Annotated in this window: 24 protein-coding genes; all 24 read right to left on the minus strand. The window is 54.5% G+C overall.

The features are described 5' to 3' along the window. Positions 1-50: 50 nt before the first annotated feature. Positions 51-899, minus strand: a complete 849-nt coding sequence (locus tag BU251_RS06490; protein ID WP_128700242.1) for a DUF3034 family protein — start codon at positions 897-899, stop codon at positions 51-53. A 130-nt stretch (positions 900-1,029) separates the two neighbouring features. After that, the gene (locus tag BU251_RS06495) at positions 1,030-1,218 is read right to left on the minus strand and encodes a YezD family protein (protein ID WP_128700243.1); all 189 of its coding nucleotides are present in this window, start codon (positions 1,216-1,218) and stop codon (positions 1,030-1,032) included. Between the two features lie 193 nt (positions 1,219-1,411). Beyond that, complete coding sequence (locus BU251_RS06500) at positions 1,412-1,852, minus strand: RrF2 family transcriptional regulator (protein ID WP_128700244.1); 441 nt, start codon at positions 1,850-1,852, stop codon at positions 1,412-1,414. Positions 1,853-1,956: 104 nt separating this feature from the next. Then, positions 1,957-2,646 carry a phosphate signaling complex protein PhoU gene (gene phoU, locus BU251_RS06505; RefSeq protein WP_128700245.1) on the minus strand — a complete coding sequence of 230 codons (690 nt, stop codon included), beginning with the start codon at positions 2,644-2,646 and terminating at the stop codon, positions 1,957-1,959. A 98-nt stretch (positions 2,647-2,744) separates the two neighbouring features. Beyond that, complete coding sequence (pstB, locus tag BU251_RS06510) at positions 2,745-3,500, minus strand: phosphate ABC transporter ATP-binding protein PstB (protein WP_128700246.1); 756 nt, start codon at positions 3,498-3,500, stop codon at positions 2,745-2,747. A 1-nt stretch (position 3,501) separates the two neighbouring features. After that, positions 3,502-4,260, minus strand: coding sequence for a phosphate ABC transporter ATP-binding protein (locus BU251_RS06515; RefSeq protein ID WP_128700247.1), 759 nt, complete (start codon positions 4,258-4,260; stop codon positions 3,502-3,504). Positions 4,261-4,326: 66 nt separating this feature from the next. Further along, positions 4,327-5,190 carry a phosphate ABC transporter permease PstA gene (pstA, locus tag BU251_RS06520; protein ID WP_128700248.1) on the minus strand — a complete coding sequence of 288 codons (864 nt, stop codon included), beginning with the start codon at positions 5,188-5,190 and terminating at the stop codon, positions 4,327-4,329. After that, positions 5,187-6,056, minus strand: coding sequence for a phosphate ABC transporter permease subunit PstC (pstC, locus tag BU251_RS06525; RefSeq protein WP_128700249.1), 870 nt, complete (start codon positions 6,054-6,056; stop codon positions 5,187-5,189). Before pstC (BU251_RS06525) ends, pstA (BU251_RS06520) begins: the two co-directional genes overlap by 4 nt. A 117-nt stretch (positions 6,057-6,173) precedes the next feature. Beyond that, positions 6,174-7,031, minus strand: a complete 858-nt coding sequence (locus tag BU251_RS06530; protein ID WP_128700250.1) for a PstS family phosphate ABC transporter substrate-binding protein — start codon at positions 7,029-7,031, stop codon at positions 6,174-6,176. A 190-nt stretch (positions 7,032-7,221) separates the two neighbouring features. After that, the gene (gene phoU, locus BU251_RS06535) at positions 7,222-7,932 is read right to left on the minus strand and encodes a phosphate signaling complex protein PhoU (protein ID WP_228767786.1); all 711 of its coding nucleotides are present in this window, start codon (positions 7,930-7,932) and stop codon (positions 7,222-7,224) included. Beyond that, entirely contained in the window at positions 7,932-8,690 is a 759-nt protein-coding gene (gene pstB / locus BU251_RS06540; RefSeq protein WP_128700251.1) for a phosphate ABC transporter ATP-binding protein PstB, read from the minus strand. The genes phoU (BU251_RS06535) and pstB (BU251_RS06540) overlap by 1 nt, the downstream gene beginning before the upstream one ends. A 9-nt stretch (positions 8,691-8,699) precedes the next feature. After that, positions 8,700-9,548, minus strand: a complete 849-nt coding sequence (gene pstA, locus BU251_RS06545) for a phosphate ABC transporter permease PstA (protein WP_128700252.1) — start codon at positions 9,546-9,548, stop codon at positions 8,700-8,702. Next, positions 9,545-10,471 carry a phosphate ABC transporter permease subunit PstC gene (gene pstC, locus BU251_RS06550; protein ID WP_128700253.1) on the minus strand — a complete coding sequence of 309 codons (927 nt, stop codon included), beginning with the start codon at positions 10,469-10,471 and terminating at the stop codon, positions 9,545-9,547. The genes pstA (BU251_RS06545) and pstC (BU251_RS06550) overlap by 4 nt, the downstream gene beginning before the upstream one ends. A gap of 16 nt (positions 10,472-10,487) precedes the next feature. Beyond that, the gene (gene pstS / locus BU251_RS06555) at positions 10,488-11,519 is read right to left on the minus strand and encodes a phosphate ABC transporter substrate-binding protein PstS (RefSeq protein WP_128700254.1); all 1,032 of its coding nucleotides are present in this window, start codon (positions 11,517-11,519) and stop codon (positions 10,488-10,490) included. 36 nt (positions 11,520-11,555) lie between these two features. Next, positions 11,556-12,845 carry a putative porin gene (locus tag BU251_RS06560; protein WP_164908899.1) on the minus strand — a complete coding sequence of 430 codons (1,290 nt, stop codon included), beginning with the start codon at positions 12,843-12,845 and terminating at the stop codon, positions 11,556-11,558. Between the two features lie 128 nt (positions 12,846-12,973). Beyond that, positions 12,974-13,165 (minus strand): hypothetical protein, encoded by a 192-nt coding sequence (locus BU251_RS06565; RefSeq protein WP_128700256.1) that lies wholly within the window; start codon positions 13,163-13,165, stop codon positions 12,974-12,976. A 23-nt stretch (positions 13,166-13,188) separates the two neighbouring features. Continuing rightward, the gene (locus BU251_RS09440; RefSeq protein WP_164908900.1) at positions 13,189-13,353 is read right to left on the minus strand and encodes a hypothetical protein; all 165 of its coding nucleotides are present in this window, start codon (positions 13,351-13,353) and stop codon (positions 13,189-13,191) included. A 339-nt stretch (positions 13,354-13,692) separates the two neighbouring features. Next, positions 13,693-14,880, minus strand: coding sequence for a two-component system histidine kinase PnpS (pnpS, locus tag BU251_RS06570; RefSeq protein ID WP_128700257.1), 1,188 nt, complete (start codon positions 14,878-14,880; stop codon positions 13,693-13,695). Further along, a complete protein-coding gene (locus BU251_RS06575) occupies positions 14,877-15,569 on the minus strand; it encodes a response regulator (protein ID WP_128700258.1) in 693 nt (230 codons plus the stop codon). The genes pnpS and BU251_RS06575 overlap by 4 nt, the downstream gene beginning before the upstream one ends. A 68-nt stretch (positions 15,570-15,637) precedes the next feature. After that, entirely contained in the window at positions 15,638-16,699 is a 1,062-nt protein-coding gene (gene mutY, locus BU251_RS06580; protein ID WP_128700259.1) for an A/G-specific adenine glycosylase, read from the minus strand. Then, positions 16,699-17,562: a tetratricopeptide repeat protein gene (locus BU251_RS06585; protein ID WP_128700260.1), complete on the minus strand. Its 864-nt coding sequence runs from the start codon at positions 17,560-17,562 to the stop codon at positions 16,699-16,701. The genes mutY and BU251_RS06585 overlap by 1 nt, the downstream gene beginning before the upstream one ends. 113 nt (positions 17,563-17,675) lie before the next feature. Further along, complete coding sequence (locus BU251_RS06590) at positions 17,676-18,596, minus strand: tetratricopeptide repeat protein (RefSeq protein WP_128700261.1); 921 nt, start codon at positions 18,594-18,596, stop codon at positions 17,676-17,678. After that, a complete protein-coding gene (locus BU251_RS06595) occupies positions 18,597-19,520 on the minus strand; it encodes a bile acid:sodium symporter family protein (protein WP_164908901.1) in 924 nt (307 codons plus the stop codon). Continuing rightward, a complete protein-coding gene (locus BU251_RS06600) occupies positions 19,501-20,457 on the minus strand; it encodes a radical SAM/SPASM domain-containing protein (protein ID WP_128700263.1) in 957 nt (318 codons plus the stop codon). The genes BU251_RS06595 and BU251_RS06600 overlap by 20 nt, the downstream gene beginning before the upstream one ends. Positions 20,458-20,465: the final 8 nt, after the last annotated feature.

Consider the following 20,465-nt stretch of genomic DNA (forward strand, 5'->3'; position numbering starts at 1 on the left):
AAACATTCCCCACAATATATATTTTCATTTGGCGACCTCCCTTTTTGTCCTTAGAACGCGTACTGGGCGCTTAACACAAAACCGTCCCCCAACCCCTGTCTTGTGTTACCGGACTTGGTATAGCTGGCTGTATCCACATAGGCCGCGATAAGGGTCAGGTTCTTATTCGGCATCCACGCCGCATGCACGTTCCAATAATTGGCGTTTTTATAGCTGGAAAACTGTTCTCCCTGCTTGAATTCATACCCCAGCACAAAACCATGGGGAAGGACAAGGTCAATGTTGGCAAACCCCGTCAGTTTTCTGTCGTCATGAAAACCGAGCACCCCGGTCACAAATTCCTGAGAAGAAAGAAGGCCTCCGGACAAAATAACGGGTACCGGGAAAACCCCGGCAATCGTCTTCGTCGCGACAAGATACCAATCCTGGCCGCTCGTCCTTAAGGGGAACCCCAGCTCATGGACGCTCTTGTCGCTCGTGGTCTTGTATATCGTTCCCACAGAAACAGCAGGAACGAACTTCGAATCAAAGGAATTCTCCGGAAGTATCAAAAACTTGACCCCGACGTTGTTCTTGTGAAATGTAGGGTGGTCCTCCCAGGCGACCGTTTCATATCCATAGGATATCTCCAGCCTCCTAGCCACCGTCGTCGCCACGCCGAAGGCGGTCCAGTCGATCTTGGCATCCCCCAGATTCACATACCACCCGCCGAATCTCGGTGCGCTGACCTCAACGTTACCAACCTTGTAATGGGCCCCCTCTTCGCCCGAATCGGCCACATAAGCCAATGGGTTAAAAGCAACACCGCCGACACCTTCCAGATTAACGAAAGGCGGACCCGCGGATACGTCTTGGACGGAAAACACAACAGTCAGCGCAAAGAATACTGCAAATATCATCAACTTTCTCACGTTAAAACCCCCATCTTTCTTTGTGCGCTTTTCCAGCTGACTGGTTGTGGGGCACGTTCATATTTTAAATAATGTCTCCCGGCTATCCGGCAAGAAAAATCATATTTTTGTGGACTGTTTATATCCCACCTCCTTCCTCGATTTTCCAGGCATCATCAAAGCGCGTTCTTTCTGTCACTTCAATCTGGATGATCCTGGCATCATGGATCTTGATCGTCACCGTACCGTATGTCAAAGACCGCACCGCGTCATGGATTTCCTTAATAATCGCATCGTTAACGATATTCGGCTGTTGTTTTACGCTCATCCCTTCCTCCTCCATCCCCCATACCTCTATATAAAGACAAAACCCACTCACCTGTGTCTCTTTTGGTAGTGGGCTGTCCCGTCCTACGCACCGGATTGTAACAACAGGTTACGCGAACGGGCCCCCTCTACCCCGGAGACAACGCATCATCCTACACATCATATCCTGCGGATACATGGCCATTTCATCTCTCCTAAATCGCATACTCAAGCGCCCGGCGGCGGACGTCAACCCTTGACGCCAGATCTTCAAAAGTCACATGATCGATAATGCCGGACGTGGCTTGTGCGACATCCTGCCAAATATTTCTAAAAACACACCGATACACATCCAGGCACGCCGTGTATTCATGCCGAACGCAGGCAATAGGTTCTACAGGGCCTTCTATGAATCGGACGACATCCCCGACCGTGATCTTGTCCGGGGCCTTCGCCAATAAAAACCCTCCCACCTTACCTCGCCGGCTTTCCACAAAACCGCCTTTTTTTAAATCCATCAAGACCTGTTCTAAAAATTTGACAGGGGCGTCAATGCGTCCGGCCATCTCATGGATCGTCACCAGCTCTTCTCCATAATGAATAGCCAGATCTAAAACAGCTTTAAGCGCATAGTCTCCTCGATACGTAATCTTCATGACTTTTTTCTGCTGGAAAACTAATTTATATAATCTCTATCAACATAGTAGAGTTTATATCACAACAAAAAATTGTCAAGTTATTTTTTAAAAAATTATGGCTACTACTCCCGCGCTCCTTCTTCTCCCTTGAGTTTCTCGTGATGATGCTTGACGACCTTGGCCTCAACCATATAGATGACATCCTCTGCGATATTGGTGGCGTGATCGCAAATGCGTTCAAGATAGCGGGCGATCAAGAGGAGCGGAACGGCCCGCGTGGCGCTCTTCGGGTCTTTAGCCATATAATCGTTGATCAGCTTGTTCTGGATCAAATCCCTAAGCTTGTCCGCTTCGGTGTCCGATAAACAAACCTGGCGGGCCAAGGCGACGTCCTTGTTGATGTAGGCGTCGATGACATCCTTGATCATCTTCTGGGCGACAGCGGAAAGCTTGGGGATATCGATAAGGGGTTTAAGCAAGGGCTGGCCAACCAGCTCCACCACCCTCTGCGCGATATCCACGGCCAGGTCGGCGATACGCTCCAGGTCGGCATTGACCTTGAGGGCCGTCATCAGAAAACGCAGATCTGAAGCAACAGGCTGGTGCAGGGCGATCATGTTAAAAACATCGTCATCGATGCTGTTCTCAAGAAAATCAATCTGGGCATCGTCCGTGATCACCTTCCCGGCCAGCTCAGCGTTACGCTCTTTTAAGGCGTCGATGGATTTATGGATCGACTCTTGCGTCAAAAGCGCCATCTTCAGGATCTTCTGGTTCAAGGCCTTGAGCTCTTCATCAAAGAATCTCTGCATTTTATGCCTCTCAATTTCCCGCTGAATTTTTTGTCAAAAATTGACCCCGAGCCTTCTTCAGCGTATAGAGAAAAGGCGAGGGGCCCTTCTTGAGCTTTTTATCCGTATCTGCCCGTAATGTATTCTTCAGTCTTCTTGTCCTGCGGACGGTTAAAGACGTCTCCTGTCTTGCCGAATTCGACCAGCCTGCCCAAAAGCATGAAACCCACGTCATCGGAAATGCGGGCCGCCTGCTGCATGTTATGCGTCACGATGACGATCGTATAATCCTTCTTCAACTCGCGCGCCGTCTCCTCGATCTTGAGGGTCGCGATCGGGTCCAGAGCCGAGCACGGCTCATCCATGAGGATGATGTCCGGCTTGACGGCCAGGGTACGCGCGATGCAGAGGCGCTGCTTCTCTTCCAATGACAAAGAAAGGGCACTGGCATAAAGCCTGTCCTTGAGCTTATCCCACAAGAGGACGGCCTTGAGCGACTCTTCCACAAGGCCGCCAAGCTCATCCCTGCTTGTGATCATATGATGGACCTTCAGGCCATAGACAAGATTCTCGTATATCGTCAGGGGAAACGGGTTCGGCCGCTGAAAGACCATGCCGACTTTTTTACGCAGACCCACAAGGTCTATGCCGGGCCCGAGGATGTTCTCGCTGCCGACGAGGATCTCGCCGGTCATCGCAACCCCTTCGATGAGGTCGTTCATCCGGTTGAAGGTGCGCAGGAGCGTCGACTTTCCGCAGCCCGAGGGACCGATGATAGCCGTGATCCCTTTTTCCTTGATCGCGATGTTGACATCGATCAAGGCGTGGAACTTGTCGTAAAACAGGTTGAGGTTCTTCGTTTCGATGATCGGCATATTATCCGAATTTTCCGACGATATAATCTTCCGTCCTCTTGTCCTTCGGCGACGTGAAAATCCTGTCGGTCACATCCTCTTCGATCAGGTCGCCCATCAGGAAGAACGCGACGCGGTCCGAAACGCGCGCCGCCTGTTTTGTGTTGTTCGTCACGAGGACAATCGTATACTTCTTTTTAAGGACCACCATGGATTCCTCGACTTTGGCGGTTGAGATCGGGTCCAGGCCTGAGCAGGGTTCGTCGAAAAGGATGACGTCCGGCTTGACAGCCAGGGTGCGCGCGATGCAAAGGCGCTGCTGCTGGCCGCCGGACAGCTTCGTGGCTGCAGACTTGAGACGATCTTTGACCTCCTCCCACAAAAAGGCGCTCCTCAAGCTCTCTTCGACGGCCGCGTCCAGCCGCCTCTTGTCGTTGATCCCCTGCCTGCGGGGCCCAAAAGCGATATTCTCATAGATCGAAAGCGGCAGAGGCATGGGCAGCGCGAAGATCATTCCCACCCGGCGCCTGAGTCCTTCGGGTTTAAAATCCTTATTGATATCCCTGCCTTCCAGGAGGATAGACCCGCTCATCCTATAATTATCCTGCGTCTCATTGAGCCTGTTGAGGGCACGCAAAAATGTCGTCTTGCCGCTATTGGCGGGGCCGATGGCGCCAAGGATCCCGTTTCTGGCGATATCACAACTCACGCGATGCAGGGCGTGGACCGCCCCAAAGCGGATATCCAGATCCCTGACGGAAAAACAAACGTTATGTTCCATAAACCGCCCCCACCGCCGCCATCGCATTCCGAGTCATTGTTTTTCTCATCCGCATTATCCCCGATTTCACCATTTATATTTTCTCCTGAATTTGGAGCGGATAATGATGGCCACAAGATTCATCAACAACACCATGAGGATCAGGACAAGCGCCGTGCCGTAGCGGTAGCTGTTGGGGATATTCGGGATCTGCGTCGCGATAATATAGAGGTGATACGGCAAGGCCATGGCCTGGTCGAAAACGGAATGCGGCAAATGGGGAATATAGAACGCCGCGACCGTAAAAAGAATAGGTGCAGTCTCTCCTGCGGCCCGGGCAATGCTTAAAATGGTCCCCGTCAGGATGCCCGGCAGGGCGAACGGTAAAACAGCATGACGCACGGTCTGCCAGCGGCTGGCGCCCAGAGACAGGCCGACCTCGCGGAAATAATCCGGCACGGCCTTGAGGGATTCCCGCGTCGAAGTGATAATGACCGGCAGGTTCATGATGGCCAATGTCAGAGAGCCTGCCACGATGGAGGCGCCGAACTTCAAAAAGACGACGAACAGACTGAAGCCGAAAAGCCCATAGACGACGGACGGCACGCCCGAAAGGTTGACGATGGCGAGATTGATCAACCTCGTCAGGGCGTTTTCCTTTGCGTATTCGCTCAAGTAAATCGCCGCCAGGATCCCCAGGGGCAGAGAACAGACCGTGGCGCCCACCACGAGATAAAGCGTGCCGACGATCGCCGGAAAAATACCCCCTGCGCGCATCCCCTCTTTAGGCATGGCCGTCAGGAATTCCCAGTTGATCGCTGAGATCCCGTTCTTGAAAATAATCCACAGGACGACGACAACAGGCGCCAGGATGAAAAGCGTAATGAAGAACAGGGCGCCAAAGGCAATCTTTTCCTTCGCTGCAACACTGATCAGGTTATTCCATCTCATTTCGTCCTCACGCGGTGCAGGAAGAAATCGGCCGTGATATTGATCATAAAGGTAATGAGGAACAGGATAATGCCGATGGAAAACAGGGCGTGGTAATGGGCGCTGCCGTGAACGACCTCCCCCATTTCGGCGGCGATCGTCGCCGTCAGCGTCCGGACCGGCTGCAGGAACGTCCGCGGGATGACGGCGGCATTGCCCGTGATCATCATGACCGCCATCGTCTCGCCAATCACCCGACCCACGCCCAGCATGCAGGCCGCGATGATGCCGGGCTTGGCCGCGTGGATCGTGACGCGGTACATCGTCTGCCATCGCGTCGCGCCCAGGGCGATGGACCCTTCCTTGTATTGCCGGGGAACGGCGGTGATCGCATCCTCGGAGATACTGATAATGGTCGGCATAGCCATGAACCCCAGCATGATGGAACCCGCCAGGGCCGTCAGCCCCGTCGGGACATGAAAGATGGCCTTGATCCACGGCACCAGCGTGATCATGCCGACGAAACCGAGGACGACGCTGGGAATAGAAGCAAGGATCTCGATGCCGGTCTTCAAGAAATCCCGTATGCGCGCCGGCGCGATCTCCGCAACATAAAAGGCCGCGCCGATACTCAACGGAACGGCGAAAAGAACAGCCCCCAAGGTAACGAAGAGGGAACCAAGGATCAATGGCAGGATGCCGAAGCGCGGAGGCTCAGAGATAGGATACCAGTATTTTCCCAAAAGGAAGGCCGAAAGCTTGACGTCCTTAAAAAAGGACAAGCCCTCCTTCAGCAGAAAAACGAAGATCAGACAAACAAAGAGAATGACGAGAATGCCGCTCAAAAAGACAAGCTTCTCTATGATGAATTCCTTGAATCGTCTCATGCCTTCCTGACCGATGATACGTTCGCGGCCGCAAAACCGCACCCTTCAGGATATGAATAGAGGATAGCCGCTCAGTATTTCACTCCAAAGAAACCGCGGGTTTCAACCCGCGGAGCTTCATTTTACAGGGATAAAATCGAGCTTCACCACGATCGCCTGACCTTCGGGAGAAAGGACAAAATCAAGGAAAGCCTTGATAATCCCCTTCGGTTCCCCGCAGGTGTACATCAGGAGCGGCCGCGAGATCGGATAGGACCCGGACTTGACGGTTGCCATCGTGGGCTCGACGTACGCAGAAGACGCGTCCTTGGAAATAGCCAGCGCTTTTTGCTGAGCGGTCACATAACCGATGCCGTAATAGCCGATGGCGTTGACGTTCTGGGCCACCTCGTCGGCGATCGCCTGGGACGAAGGCAAAAGGAGCGCCGACGGCGAAAACTCGTTGAAATCCTTCTCGCGGCTCAGGACGTGTTCCTTAATATATATGTGCGTGCCGGAATTGACCTCGCGCGACAGAATGACGATAGGCATGTTGGGGCCGCCCACGTCTTTCCAGTTGGTGATCTTGCCGGTAAAGATGTCGGCCAGTTGGTCTAAAGTCAGCTTGGAGACGGGGTTTTCGGGATTGACCACGATCGCCACGCCGTCCAAGGCCACTGTCAGCTCAACGGGCTCCACGCCCTTCTCTTCCAGGAGCGCCTTTTCCTTATCCTCGATGTTCCGGGAGGCCTCGGCAATATCGCAGGTCCCGCCAATCAATGCCGCAAAACCTGTTCCCGACCCACCGCCTGTCACAGCCACGCTGACCGCCGGATGTTCCTTACTGAACGTCTCAGCCCAAGCCTGGCCGAGGTTCACCATGGTATCCGACCCTTTGATCTGGATCGAACCGGAGAGCTCTTCCCCATGCGCAGCCAAACACAGAAAGCCGGTTGACAATATCAGGACAAAAGAAAAAATGATCTTTTTGAACATGATTCCTCCATTTTAAACAACCCTTAGTGTATCAGATATTCTTTCGTTTTCAAGAAGGATTCTGGAAGAAAGCAAAGACAGGGGCCAGTCCGGATGTCCGGAGCCTGTTGATGAGGAAAATCGCTAAAATCTGAGCCCCGCGGGCTCAGCCTCGCCTGCCCAAGCGGGCAGGGAATTCTGGCAAACGGGATTAAAATGTTCGGGGACGGTGTTTGACGACCTTGGCAGAAACCATATAGATGACATCTTCGGCGATGTTGGTGGCATGATCACAGATACGTTCCAGGTGGCGTGCGACCAACAATAACGGCAAGGCGCGGCTGACGCAGGAAACGTCTTTCTCCATAAAATCACGGATCAACTCTGTCTGGACAAGGTTACGCAGCTGATCGGCCTCGCTGTCTTTCAGGATCACTTTTTTCGCCTGCTCCGTATCTTCCTTGAGAAAAGCCTCAAGGGCATCCCTGATCATCTGCTGGGCGAGCAAAGACAGCCTGGGGATATCGTGCAAAGGTTTCAACAAAGGCCGACCCGCCAGTTCGATGACCCGCTGGGCAATATCAACGGCCAGGTCCGCCATCCGCTCCAAGTCTGTCGTGATCTTCATGACCATGGCGACAAACCGCAGGTCGACGGCCAACGGCTGCATGAGGGCCAGGAGCCGCAGGGTCTTCTCGTCGAGGGTCAGCTCCATCTCATCGATCCGCCTGTCCTCGAGTATGATTTGGTGCGCCTCCTCCGCATCAAGGTTTTTTAACGCCTCTTGCGCCCTGTCGACGGCCTGTTCCACCATCGTCCCCATGATCAGGATTTCCTGTTTCAGCTCCGCCAATTCTTCGTCAAAATGCCTCTCCATGTGTCTCTCCCTCTGGGATTGATGATAATAAATCAAGCTGGTCATCAACCAAATCTCCCCGTAATGTAATCCTCGGTCCTTTTATCTGCCGGCGCTTCAAACATCATCTCCGTCCTGTCGAATTCTATCAGTTCCCCCAGGAGGAAAAATGCCGCGCGATCCGACACCCGGGCCGCCTGCTGCATGTTATGCGTCACGATGATGATCGTATAATCCTGCTTAAGCCTGAATATCAGCTCCTCGATCTTCCCTGTCGAAATAGGGTCCAAGGCGGAACAAGGCTCGTCGAAAAGGATGATCTCCGGCTTAACGGCCAGGGCCCTGGCAATACAAAGGCGCTGCTGCTGGCCCCCGGAAAGGCTGACCCCCGAAGCGCCAAGCTTATCCTTGACCTCATCCCACAAAGCGGCCATCTTCAGGGATTCTTCGACAATCCCGTCAAGCTGACCCCTCTTTCTGACCCCGTTAAGCTTCAGGCCTGCAGCGACATTGTCATAGATGGAAAGCACGGGGAATGGATTGGGCCGCTGGAATACCATACCGACCCTGTGTCTGATCTCGATGGGATCGACATCGGGTGCATAGATGTTTTTACCGTCCAGAAAGACCTCTCCCGACAGCCGTGCGCTCGGCACGACCTCATGCAGCCTGTTGATGCAGCGAATGAATGTCGACTTCCCGCAGCCCGAGGGACCGATGATAGCCGTCACTTGCTTCTGTTCTATGGCTATATTTATACCTTTTAAGACGTGGATGTGCCCGAAATAGGCGTTCAGATCAATGACATTGACTTGTTCGTTCATGGGCTATCCTTATTTGAAGGATCTGTAGCGCAGATAAATCACGATCCTGCTGACGATGCTGATCAAGAATACCATGGCGATCAACACGAGGGCGCCGGCCCAGGCCTGCCTGTGCCAATCGTCAAACGGAGAGATGGCGTAGACGAATATTTGCAACGGCAGGGCCGCCATAGGCTGATCAAGGCCCTGATGCCAGAACCTATTGCCGAAGGCCGTGAACAACAGCGGCGCCGTCTCTCCGGCGATGCGCGCGATGGCCAATAAAATCCCCGTCAGGACCCCGGGCAGGGCGGTCTTGAGAACGATATTCATGGTCGTGCGGAACTGGTTGATCCCGAGGGCGAACGCGGCCTCGCGCAGCGTCGCCGGCACAAGCCGCAGCATCTCTTCAGTCGTACGCATGACCGTGGGGATCATGATGATCCCAAGGGCAAAACCGCCGCTGACCGCCGAAAAACTCTTCATGGGAACGACGAACAGCGTATAAGCAAAGATCCCGATAACGATAGACGGTACACCGTTCAAAACATCCGTCGTGAACCGGACCGCAGCCCCCAGCTTTGAATTGCCGAACTCGGACAGATAGACCCCGCCCGCGATCCCCAGCGGGATGGCCCAAAGACAGGAAAGTCCGACCAGAATAAGGCTGCCGACGATCGCGTTCCCCATGCCGCCGCCGGGTTCTCCGACGGGTTTCGGCAAATGCGTAAAGAAATCGAAATTGACGCTCGCGATCCCTTTGGAGACGACATAGCCGAAGATGCTGATGAGGGGCGCGAGCGTCAAAAAAGCGCAGAGAAAAACGACGGCACACATGAGCGCATTGACGACCTTCCTTCTTCTATAAACAGCCTTCATGCCCCCCTCCCTCTTCCAGCCTTGCCTGATACCTTCCATATCAAGGCCTGCGCCGCGATATTGAGGATCAGCGTGACAAAAAACAGGATAAGCCCGATTTCGATGAGGGCCGAAAGATAGAGGTCGCTGGTGGCCTCGGTGAACTCATTGGCGATCACCGACGCCATGGTGTAGGCGGGCGCAAACAGGGAAGCGGCGATCTGGGGCCTGTTACCGATGACCATCGTAACGGCCATGGTCTCACCCAGCGCCCGTCCCAGCCCGAGCATGATGGCGCCCAACACCCCTGAACGGGCAGACCCCAAGACGCCCAAACGGATGGTCTCCCACGGCGTCGCCCCTAATCCTAAAGCCGCCTCCCGCTGGGCGAATGGCACGGCCAAAAATACCTCCCGTGACACGGAAGAAATCGTAGGAATAATCATGATGCTCAAGATGATGCCCGCCGTCAGCATGCCGACGCCGTAAAAGGCCCCCTGGAAAAGCGGCAAAAACCCTAAATGGCGAGACAAAAACGGCTGGATGGCATATCTCAAGAACGGCGCCAGAACAAAGATACCCCACAATCCATAGACGACGCTGGGAATGGCGGCCAGCAATTCGATAAGAAAACTCAACGGCTGCCGGATCCAGAAAGGCGCCAGTTCCGCCAGATAGATCGCGATGCCCAGTGAGACAGGAACAGCAATCGCGAGGGCCAGGATCGACGAGACGATCGTCCCGTAGATGAACGGCAGCGCCCCAAAGACCTCTTTGACCGGATCCCAGGTGCTTGTCGACAAAAAACGCCAGCCGAATTTCTGGATGGACGGCATGGCGTTTACCACCATGCTGCAAGCCAAAAGGAAGGTCAAGGCGACCACGGACAAGGCTAGCACCGTGGCCGCCCTTCTAAACCCCCTATCGGCTAACGTCAACTTCATGGGCGATGCGTCTCGGCTAATAAGTTATCTCGCCGAGCCTCTTCTCGATCTTCTTGACCATGCTCTGAGGCAAAGGGGCGTACAGAAGGTCTGCCGCATACCTTTGGCCGTCCGAAACGGCCCAGTACAGGAATTTCACGATCTTTTCGCCCCTGACCTTGTCAGGCTGATGCTTATAAACCAGGATCCAGGTCACGCCGGCGATCGGATAGGCATCCGCCCCGTCGGGATTCACCAACGAAACCCTGAAATCGGACGGCATGGAATCGATCTTGCCGTTGACGGCTGCAGTCGTGCTTTCGATGCTCGGCGTCACAAAATTCCCCGATTTGTTCCTGACATCCGCATACGGCAGGCCGTTTTTGACCGCATAGGCAAGTTCCACATAGCCGATCGCCCCCTCTGTCTGCTTCACCAGGCCCGCCACTCCCTCATTGCCCTTACCGCCTAAACCCACCGGCCAATTCACGGAAGTGCCCTTACCGACCTCGGACTTCCAGACAGCAGATACAGAAGAAAGATAATCCGTGAAGATATTTGTCGTCCCGCTGCCATCCGAACGATGCGCCACAATGATATTTTCAGCGGGCAGGTCAACCCCCGGGTTGTCCTGGGCGATCCGGGGATCATTCCACCGGGAGATCTTGCCGAGGAAAATATCGGCGATCACATCCGGGCTGAATTTTAAGTTTTGGCTGACCTGCGGCAGATTGTAGGTGATAACAACGGCCCCCGCCGTCATCGGGATATGCAACAGTTCTCCCGGAGCCGTCTTTAACTGTTCGTCGGTCAAGGCCCCGTCGGAGGCGCCGAAATCCACCGTCTGGGCCGTGATCTGTTTTATGCCGCCGCCGGAACCGATGGACTGATAGTTAAAATTCACGGTCGGGTCGACCTTGGTGTATTCATAGAACCACTTTGAATAGAGCGGATAAGGAAAAGTCGCCCCCGCCCCGTTGATCAAAAGCAGTTTTCCTGCGAGGGCCGCCCCTGCCGCAAGGCTCAGGGCCAGGATCCCCGTCATGCATCCTAAAAGTATCCTTTTCATATCAACAGCTCTCCTTTGCTTGTTAAACACATATCCTTAGAATTTCATGTTCCAATCGACCTGGACAAGGGTCTCGGGATTCTTGGGATCCGATATGCTCCACGAACGATAGATATCGACGCCGAGGAACGTATTCTTGCCCAACCCGTAGGTGAATTCGCATTCATGGCTTCTCATGTTTGTCGCCCCGCCGTAACGGTCCGAATCCGGCAACACGTCGAGCACCGCATCCTTGCCCAGCATGGCATAGATATACTTGATCTGCCAATCGCCCCATTTGGAGACCTTGTCGTGGCCCAGCTTGAAACCCACGGCAAAACCGCTCGACCCCTTGGATACGTCGAGATTATTGACGTATTCGCCGAAGAATTTCACCATCTCGATCTTGGAACCGACGGCGCTGAACGGTTCTTTGATCGTCAACTCCACGGCCGGACTGAACATCTGATAGTCATAGATGTAACTCGAGGCCCCTTTTGTCGTATTGCCCGTGTTGCTGGCCGAAGAATACTTGCTGGAGGTATGCCCTTTGACATTATCAAAAGATTGATAAGATACGCTCCCCTTCAATGACATGTCTTTGTTAAATTTATAGGTAGCCCCTGCCTGGGCGAGATAGGCCATGGGCGAGTCGGCGTCCGAGCTGGTGTCGGCATCCACGATCAACACCCCTGTGTTCAAGAATGCCGAAGCGCGGGATCCCAACTTCTTGTTAAGGCTAAAAACCCCTCCCTCGGGCGTTATGTCCGTATCCCAGATCAGGTCGGTCGGCTCCCAGAGCGCATCGCCCAAGAGCATCTTGCCGCCGACGGCAGTAAACCAGTCCGACGGGCTGTATTTGCCATAGGCGTAATCAAGGACGACGGTCTTTTTCTCATTGTAGCCGCCCAGCGTGATATTCGTAGAGCGGGGATCCCCCGAACCGCTTGCGATCCCCACGCCTGCCATCAGCTTATCATTGACCTTGGCGTCCAATCCCAGGCGCAGACGGATGCGTCCGATGTGGGTGTCTTTTGCCGCATCATTCGTCGCTTTTTCATGCTTATACTGGTACCTGAGCCGGAAATCACCTTTCAATTTTATGTTCTTGACCCAATCGGGCATGCTGCCTTTGGCTATTTCCTTATAATCCTCCTGTTTCTGTTTTTCCGTTTTGGCTATCTCTTCGTTCGTCTCCGTCCTTATCTCCTGCGCCTCCGAGGCGTTTAAAACGCCTTTCTCCACCAATTTCTGGAGCAAGACATCCACCTCGCCGGCCCATGCCGCGCGGAAAGACGACAACCCCAGCAGCATGCTCGCTAAAAATACAAATACCGTTTTCCTCATCTTTCCTCCTTTTCCCCGCCGTGCGGGCCCTGTCCCGCTCAGGCAGGCGTTGTTGAATGGATCCCGTTGGTCTTTTTTTTGTTCGCTCCTGCCCGCCGTGGGCGGGCGGAAAAGTCTGGCAAAGGGGATCAATTTTCTTTCCATATCTTGCGGACCTGCCGAAGGCTCGCCTCTACCTTCTTTAAATTATCTTCCGCCCAACTATCGCTGATCATGTGATCCTGTTCCACCTGATCAAGAAGGCTTCCCAAGACACGGATCTGCGCCCTCAAATGGCTTGCAATGAAATCGGAGCGGATGTTCGACATCTTCTGAAACATGAGGTCCTCCCTGCTGCTTGCGTTCACGCCCGGCCGCAATAAAGATCCAGGATCCGCGTTTCCTCGGCAACCAGCAGTCTCAAGATCCTGCTGATATGCCGCCAGGCCCGAAGGACATGCGGATAGCTCATTTTTGCGACGGATAAAAAGCGTTTCGCGAATCTCTGGATGTTATCTGCTGGCGTCATCACGCCCAAAATATAAAATATGCGGATGACAATTGTGTGGAGGGAATGTGAACTTTGGGTGAACTCTAAACCTGTGAGGTCTTGTGGGAAAAACGGCCACAGCCGCCCTGCAGGGAGGCTGCCGGCGCGTTACCCCGCGCCAGAAAGCCCCGGCTTGCCTGCCGGCAGGCAATTGCACAGAAAGATGAAGGTTTGATGCGGGATTTCGCTGGGCAGAGACAAAAAAGAAGCCGCCAGCCGGGTCAACCTGCCTGTTTCGGCCTGATTCGGCCCTGACCTTGGCCTACGGCCAGGCCAAGGTCAGGCCAAACAAACAGGCAGACGTGCCGGCGAACTTCATTATTGGGGAGAGGCGATCGGAAGCGTGAAGCTGAACGTCGAGCCGCGGCCATGGACCGACTGGACCCAGACGCGGCCGCCGTGCGCCTGGATGATGTGTTTGACGATGGATAACCCCAGCCCTGTCCCTCCCAATTCCCTGGAACGGGCCTTGTCGACGCGGTAAAACCTTTCGAAAATGCGGGGCAGATCTTCTTCGGGTATTCCTATGCCGGTGTCCTTGACATCCACGCGAACAAAGCGATCCGAGACAGACGCCGAGACCTCCACGGAAGCTTTCTCGCCTGAATATTTGATGGCGTTATCCATGAGATTCAAGAGGACCTGGGAAAGACGCGCCTCGTCGGCCATAACCAACGGGAGATCCGGCGGGACAACACATGTGACAACGATGGACTTGGCGCGGGCGGGATTATCGAGTACCGCCATGCACCGCTGGACGACGGCGGAGAGCTTTACCGGCAGAAAAGACATCTTCATCTTGCCCGACTCGATCTTGGAAAGATCCAAAAGATCGTCGATAAGCTTACTAAGACGCTCGCTGTCCCGCAAGATGATCTGGATGAAATCCCTGGCATGGGCCTCGTCTTCCAGGGCCCCCTCCAGGAGCGTTTCGGCATAACCTTTGATGCTCGACAATGGCGTACGTAATTCGTGGGACACATTCGCCACAAGGTCCTGCCTGACCCTCTCCAGGCGCCGGAGTTCCGTAATATCATGAAAAACAAGGACCGCGCCTTCAACGGCCCCGCTCCTCACGACGGGAACGCCGTTGACCCGGAAAGTCTTTTCCTGAGGCACGACCAGAGAGATCTCTTCAGAGATCAAGACCTGGCCGGCGCCTTGCAGCGTCCTGTCAACAATATCCTGGACAGCGACGTTCCTGATAACTTCAAGCGGTTTCTTGCCGTCAGCCGCCCCCTCGATCATGAAGTTCTTGCGTAAAGAAGGGTTCAAGAGAAGGATCCCTCCCCGGCGATCCACAACCAAGACCCCCTCGACCATGCTCGAAAGGATCGCCCCCAATTTGGCCTCTCCGGCGCCTCCGGCTTCCTCGACCTGGACGAGACTCGTCTTGGCTTCCTGCAGGAGAACGCGCAAACGACGATGCTGGCGGCTTATCCAGGACAGGTATGCGAGGAGCCCCGCAACGGCGATGGAAAGTATCCATAAAAAAACAGTCGTCATCCGATATTCTCCCTGAATCGATAACCGATGCCGCGGACGGTCTCGATGTGTCTGCCCATCGGGCCGATCTTTTTACGCAGGCGCTTGATATGCGTATCGATCGTGCGCGTCGTCACGTCGGCCGCGATGTCCCAAACGTCCGAAAGCAAACGCTCGCGCGTCTGGACACGGCCCTGGCGCTGGATGAGGGTCAAAAGGAGCTTGAACTCCATCGGCGTCAACGCGGCCTCTTTATTGCCGACGGTCACCTTGTGGCGCGTCACATCCACGGCCAGACTCTTGACCGTGTAGATGTCGCCGGGGGTTTCCTGCACCGTGCCGCGCTTCAGGATCGCCCTGATCCTCAGCGTCAATTCCCTCGGGGAGAACGGCTTGACGATATAATCATCCGCGCCAAGTTCCAGTCCGACGATCCGGTCGACCTCTTCTCCCTTGGCTGTCAACATGATGACGGCAATGCCCTTCAGGCGGTCATCCTGTTTGAGGGCGCGACAAACCTCAAATCCGTCCATGCGGGGCAGCATGACGTCCAGAACAATCAGGTCTACGGCCGACTGGCGCAAAACCGACAACGCCTCCTCGCCGGAAAAAGCCGTAAGGCAATCGTAGCCGGCTTTCTCCAGATTGTATCTGACAAGCTTGGAAATGTTCTTATCGTCTTCGACGATCAAGATGTGCGCTTTTGTCATAAATCAGCTCCGTACCTTTAAGAATATTATATCCCAAAACAACAAACCGCCCTTCAAAAACTGATACATCAAGAAAACCCCGGGGTCCGCCGCAGCACCTTGACCGTTCCTGCAGGCATGGGATATTTGTCCAGTTTCTTTCGCTGCACCCACCGGTGGTTTGCGTCCTGCCTCGGGACAGGCGCCACATCACACTCCCAGGCAAAGAGCCTAACCTGGAACCGCGTGTAGGCATGACGGACTGTTGCCGCTGGACGGGCGGCCAGGACACGGACGCCCAATTCCTCTTTGAGCTCCCGCGCCAAGGCCTTGCGCGGCGTCTCTCCTTTCCTTACTTTTCCGCCGGGCAATTCCCAGAGACCTGCAAGCAATCCCGTCGACGGACGTCTCTGCAAAAAAATCGCATTTTTGCGGCGGATGATGCCAACGACAGCTTCGATCCTTTGGGTGGTCTTTCTTGTCTTTGGAGGAAACTCTTCCGGGATACCCTCTGCGCAAGCCCGGCAATCGCTTTTTATCGGACACGCGGGGCAGGCAGGGCCCTCGGGCTTGCAGACCAGCGCGCCCAATTCCATCAAGGCCTGATTGAAAATTCCCGGCTGCCGGGCCGGCATGACCTCCTGAAGAAATGAATAGATGCGCTGATCAAGGGCGGAGGTTTTTCCTCTCAGCATCAGCAGGCGGCAAATCACCCGGCGGACGTTGGCATCGACAACCGGCTGGCGCTGCCCAAAGGCGATGCTCAAAACGGCGCCTGTCGTATAAGGCCCAAAACCGGGAAGCTTCTTCAATGATTCCCGATCGGCCGGTAGGCGACCATCGTATTCCCGCACGATGACCCCGGCCGCCTGATGCAAATTCCTGGCGCGGCTGTAATATCCCAACCCTTGCCATGATGCCAGCACATCTTCCAGCGAGGCGCGGGCCACGTGGCGCAGGGACGGAAAACGATGCAACCACCGTTCATAATACGGAATGACCGTCCCGACAGTCGTCTGCTGAAGCATCACTTCGGAGACCCATATCTTATAAGGATCACAGGTCCGGCGCCAGGGAAGTCTGCGGTGATTTTTTTGATACCAACGGGTGAGCTTACTCGTCCAGCCGGAGGTCTTCTTGAGGCTTCTCATCAGTCCTGAATCTCGAAAGTCTTCATGTTCTTCTGCGTATTGCTCAGCTTGTCCAGAAAAATATTAATCTCCTTGACGCTCTTGTCGTCGCCCCGCTTTTCAAAAAGATCCCTGGCTTCGACAAGGCAGGAACGGGACTTGGAATATTCTTCGTCCATGAAATAAGCCACGCCCAGGCTATAAAAGGCCTTCGGATCCTGCGGCGCAAGCTTTGTCGCTTTCAGATAAGCGTTGATGGACTCGGGATATTTTTTTAAAGACGAATACGAAGCCCCCAGGTTCATATAAGTATCGACGCCGCAAGCGCCGTTCTTGACAGCCATTTCAAAATATGTCGCTGCGTTCTGAAAATCCCCCGTACCATAATACAACGAAGCAAGGTTATAACTGGCCTCGCTCAGGTTCGGATCGAGGTCCAGCGCCTTCTGGAAATCAGTCCTGGCCTGAAGTGTATCGCCGCCCAGCGAGTGAACGATCCCCAGGAGATTATACGTTCGGGGATAAGAAGGCTCCATGATGATGGCCTTGCGGAGCTCTTCTGCGGCGTGCTCCAGCATGCCCTGCCGCAGATAATTCAACCCCTTGAAGAGAAGCGCCGCATACGTCGAACCGATCCTCCTGCGATCAAGATCGTCGATGACCTTGAGCGAACTCAACAGCGTCGCATTCGAAGGATCTTCTTTAAGGCTCTCCTCAAATTCCTTGCGGGCCTCATCGAATGCCCCCTGTGAAGCCAGCTCCATCCCCCGGACGAGGTGAAGCGAGGCCTGGGATTGTGCCTCGCCCATGGCCGCGCTGCACAGAAACAGGATATAAAAAATAACCAGCAGGCCGATGCCGCGCCATTTTCTCATCTTCATCATCAATACTCCTCTTGAAACCTGCGGTCTGCCCTCGGGGAGGCTCGGAGGATTGCCCCCCTTTTTTTCTTCCACACAAAGGAAGGATCTGATCTTCGCCGCATCCTGCGGCTCGATCAAAATTTATTAATGACCTGCCGGATACCCTCTTCCATGAAAGACGACCCGCCTGCCGGCCTCCTCTCGCCGCGAGCCTCTGCCGCTTCGTCCGCATAAAGCTGGGCTTTCTGAAATTCCGCGACGCCATCGTTCTCGCGGCCGAGGGCATAATAACAAGCGCCCAAAAAGCCGTGGGCGTCAGGATCAGAGGGATCAAGAGCCAAATATCTCTCGAAAAGGCCGGCGGCCTTCTGGAATTCCTGGGCAGAAAAATAAGAATAGCCGAGGCTGAAAAGGACCTCTGTGTCCATGGGATTGGCTTTCAATAGTTTCTCAAAAAAAGGAATGGCCTCACGGTAAAGTTTCCTGGCATTATAAAGGGTACCGAGGTTGTAATACAGCTCCATCGCATCGGGCTTGATGTCGAGCGCGCGCTGGAAAGCCTTTGTGGCGGCCTCATAGCGCATCTTCAGGAATAAAAGCGTCCCCTCGAACAACGCCTGGGCGAATTCCGGGCTGATCCTCCCCTGCCGAAGGTCTTCAAGGATATGGAGGGATTCCGCTGTGTTGCCGTCTTCGGGATTCTTTTTGAGGTTTGCCTCGAAGGCCCGGACGGCATCCTGGAATTTCCCCTGGGAAGCCAGAAAAAGCCCTTCTTCAAAATCACCGCTCACCTCGTCTTTAGTGATCGAAATGGCCCGGAGTTGGAATTCCGCCGGGGGCTTGCCGTCGATGGTCTCGATGAGGCGGGTCTCGTAATAAAGCGGGCGGCCGTCGAGATCGATGCAGACCATATTGTCCGTTTTGGCGTCAATGCGCCCTTCAAGGACCTTGCCGCTTTTCAAAATGACCGTCTCGGCAGGGCACGGCCCGCACGCCGCAAAAAATGAAAACAACGAAACCAAAACGAACAAATCCCTCAAACGGCCCTTATCCATTTAATCTGCGCTCCTCCGGCTCCAGATTTCAGCCAGGATGGCGGCCGTCACAATGCACCACGTCGCAAACAACGCATTGGGCAAAGCGGCCTGGTCGGAAAAATGTTTAAGGGCCAAGACAGCTCCCAGCCCCGCATTTTGCATGCCGACCTCCAAAGACAAGGTACGGCGTCTCTTGGTGTCGAACCGATAAAGAACAGCCGCCCCGTATCCCAACGACAACCCCAGGGCGTTATGCAGGAAAACAGCGGCAAAAATGATTGCGCTGACGCCGGCCAGATAATCCTTGTTGAGGGCGACGACCAAGCCGCAGATAAATGCAATAAACAACGTCGAGAGCGCAGGAAAAACGGCGATGAAATTGCCGATCTTATCGCGCAGCATATGCTTCAACCCCATCCCCGCCGCCAAAGGCACGATGACCATCTTGAAAATACTCAAAAACATCGGCCAGAATGGGACATGGAAATACGTCCCCGCATAAAGATACGTCAAAAGCGGCGTCAGGACCGGAGCCAGAAAGGTGGACATCGACGTCAGGGCGATGGAATACGCCACATCTGCGCGCGCCAGATACGATATGACGTTTGAGGCCATGGCCCCTGGAACGGCCCCGGTGAGGATGACGCCGAGCGCCAGCGCCGGAGGCAAATGCAACAGACGCGCCACCGCAAATCCGGCCGCGGGCATGATGGCGAACTGCGCCAGCGTCCCCAAAAGCACAAGATGCGGCTGGATGAAGATGGGCTTGAAATCCCTGGCATCCAGGATCATACCGATACCCAGCATCGTCAACGTGAAAAACCACTCCATCCCGAAACGGCAGACGATAAAGGCGCACGGAAAAAAATAAGCGATGACACCCGCCAACACCACCCAAACCGCCAAAAGCCGCGTAAATTTTTCACAGATGCGTTGGAACACCTTTCCTCCTTTTGCGTATCTTTCCGGCCAGGCTGCCGTAAGCTTCGCAACCAAAACAAGGCACGGCCGGCGAAAGGCGCCTCTTCCCGACGATAACATCCTGCCATGCCCGGTAAGACGGATCAGCCATGCAATCGCGCAAACCCGAATGGAAAACGTTTCCAAAAGCCGTCCGCTGATTCATGCAACAACCAAGAAGCTTCCCATCCCAATTGATTTGGGGCGAATTCCAGACCTGAAGACAAGGCGCAAAATACGACTTCCCGTAAGTCTCGAGGAATTCCTTTCTCGAGGCAACGCCCAGGCCGGATTCCCTGACAACATCCTGACGGTTCCTGACAGGAGAATAATCGGCGCCCCAGGACAAACGCGTCAAAAAACCCATCTTTAGCCCAAAGGCCATGACCCTGGCGCGGGCGATCTGGTGCTCGTTATGACCGAAGATCACAAACTGCCACGTCAGGGCCGGAGTGTCTGAGCGGCAAGATTCCTTAAAATGATTGATGAGGCGGATATTCTTAATAACACGCAGAAGATTGCCCCCGCGCCGATATCTCTCATATGTGCGCTGGTCCGCTCCGTCAATGGCCACCGTAAGCCGGCTGAACCCCGAACGCACCAGGCATTCGGCCATCGACGGACTGAGCGTATTGAGGTTGGAGATGCCGCTCAGTTCTACTCCTTTATCCGAGGCGTACGCCACGATCTTCCTCAGCTCCGGATTCAAAAATAGTTCACCGTGGGTAGAAAACCCGATATGTCCGATCTGCGGATGCCCGTCGAGAAAACGGCGAAAATGGGCCAATGTCAAATGCCCCCATCCGATGATCCCCGGCCTTCTTTTCCGGCCGGGCGTATCGCATAAAGGACAGCGAAGCTGACACCTGCTTGACGCTTCAAGAAAAACACTTTGCGGCATATCCTTGCGTCCGATCATGTCCTTGT

It is taken from the genome of Candidatus Velamenicoccus archaeovorus, assembly GCF_004102945.1.
GTDB lineage: Bacteria > Omnitrophota > Gorgyraeia > Velamenicoccales > Velamenicoccaceae > Velamenicoccus > Velamenicoccus archaeovorus.

What these genes read in the sequence shown, in the direction of transcription:
- BU251_RS06490 (WP_128700242.1), bottom strand. Translation starts at nt 899, where the DNA reads ATGATATTTGCAGTATTCTTTGCGCTGACTGTTGTGTTTTCCGTCCAA.
- BU251_RS06495 (WP_128700243.1), bottom strand. Translation starts at nt 1,218, where the DNA reads ATGAGCGTAAAACAACAGCCGAATATCGTTAACGATGCGATTATTAAG.
- BU251_RS06500 (WP_128700244.1), bottom strand. Translation starts at nt 1,852, where the DNA reads ATGAAGATTACGTATCGAGGAGACTATGCGCTTAAAGCTGTTTTAGAT.
- phoU (WP_128700245.1), bottom strand. Translation starts at nt 2,646, where the DNA reads ATGCAGAGATTCTTTGATGAAGAGCTCAAGGCCTTGAACCAGAAGATC.
- pstB (WP_128700246.1), bottom strand. Translation starts at nt 3,500, where the DNA reads ATGCCGATCATCGAAACGAAGAACCTCAACCTGTTTTACGACAAGTTC.
- BU251_RS06515 (WP_128700247.1), bottom strand. Translation starts at nt 4,260, where the DNA reads ATGGAACATAACGTTTGTTTTTCCGTCAGGGATCTGGATATCCGCTTT.
- pstA (WP_128700248.1), bottom strand. Translation starts at nt 5,190, where the DNA reads ATGAGATGGAATAACCTGATCAGTGTTGCAGCGAAGGAAAAGATTGCC.
- pstC (WP_128700249.1), bottom strand. Translation starts at nt 6,056, where the DNA reads ATGAGACGATTCAAGGAATTCATCATAGAGAAGCTTGTCTTTTTGAGC.
- BU251_RS06530 (WP_128700250.1), bottom strand. Translation starts at nt 7,031, where the DNA reads ATGTTCAAAAAGATCATTTTTTCTTTTGTCCTGATATTGTCAACCGGC.
- phoU (WP_228767786.1), bottom strand. Translation starts at nt 7,932, where the DNA reads ATGACCAGCTTGATTTATTATCATCAATCCCAGAGGGAGAGACACATG.
- pstB (WP_128700251.1), bottom strand. Translation starts at nt 8,690, where the DNA reads ATGAACGAACAAGTCAATGTCATTGATCTGAACGCCTATTTCGGGCAC.
- pstA (WP_128700252.1), bottom strand. Translation starts at nt 9,548, where the DNA reads ATGAAGGCTGTTTATAGAAGAAGGAAGGTCGTCAATGCGCTCATGTGT.
- pstC (WP_128700253.1), bottom strand. Translation starts at nt 10,471, where the DNA reads ATGAAGTTGACGTTAGCCGATAGGGGGTTTAGAAGGGCGGCCACGGTG.
- pstS (WP_128700254.1), bottom strand. Translation starts at nt 11,519, where the DNA reads ATGAAAAGGATACTTTTAGGATGCATGACGGGGATCCTGGCCCTGAGC.
- BU251_RS06560 (WP_164908899.1), bottom strand. Translation starts at nt 12,845, where the DNA reads ATGAGGAAAACGGTATTTGTATTTTTAGCGAGCATGCTGCTGGGGTTG.
- BU251_RS06565 (WP_128700256.1), bottom strand. Translation starts at nt 13,165, where the DNA reads ATGTTTCAGAAGATGTCGAACATCCGCTCCGATTTCATTGCAAGCCAT.
- BU251_RS09440 (WP_164908900.1), bottom strand. Translation starts at nt 13,353, where the DNA reads ATGACGCCAGCAGATAACATCCAGAGATTCGCGAAACGCTTTTTATCC.
- pnpS (WP_128700257.1), bottom strand. Translation starts at nt 14,880, where the DNA reads ATGACGACTGTTTTTTTATGGATACTTTCCATCGCCGTTGCGGGGCTC.
- BU251_RS06575 (WP_128700258.1), bottom strand. Translation starts at nt 15,569, where the DNA reads ATGACAAAAGCGCACATCTTGATCGTCGAAGACGATAAGAACATTTCC.
- mutY (WP_128700259.1), bottom strand. Translation starts at nt 16,699, where the DNA reads ATGAGAAGCCTCAAGAAGACCTCCGGCTGGACGAGTAAGCTCACCCGT.
- BU251_RS06585 (WP_128700260.1), bottom strand. Translation starts at nt 17,562, where the DNA reads ATGATGAAGATGAGAAAATGGCGCGGCATCGGCCTGCTGGTTATTTTT.
- BU251_RS06590 (WP_128700261.1), bottom strand. Translation starts at nt 18,596, where the DNA reads ATGGATAAGGGCCGTTTGAGGGATTTGTTCGTTTTGGTTTCGTTGTTT.
- BU251_RS06600 (WP_128700263.1), bottom strand. Translation starts at nt 20,457, where the DNA reads ATGATCGGACGCAAGGATATGCCGCAAAGTGTTTTTCTTGAAGCGTCA.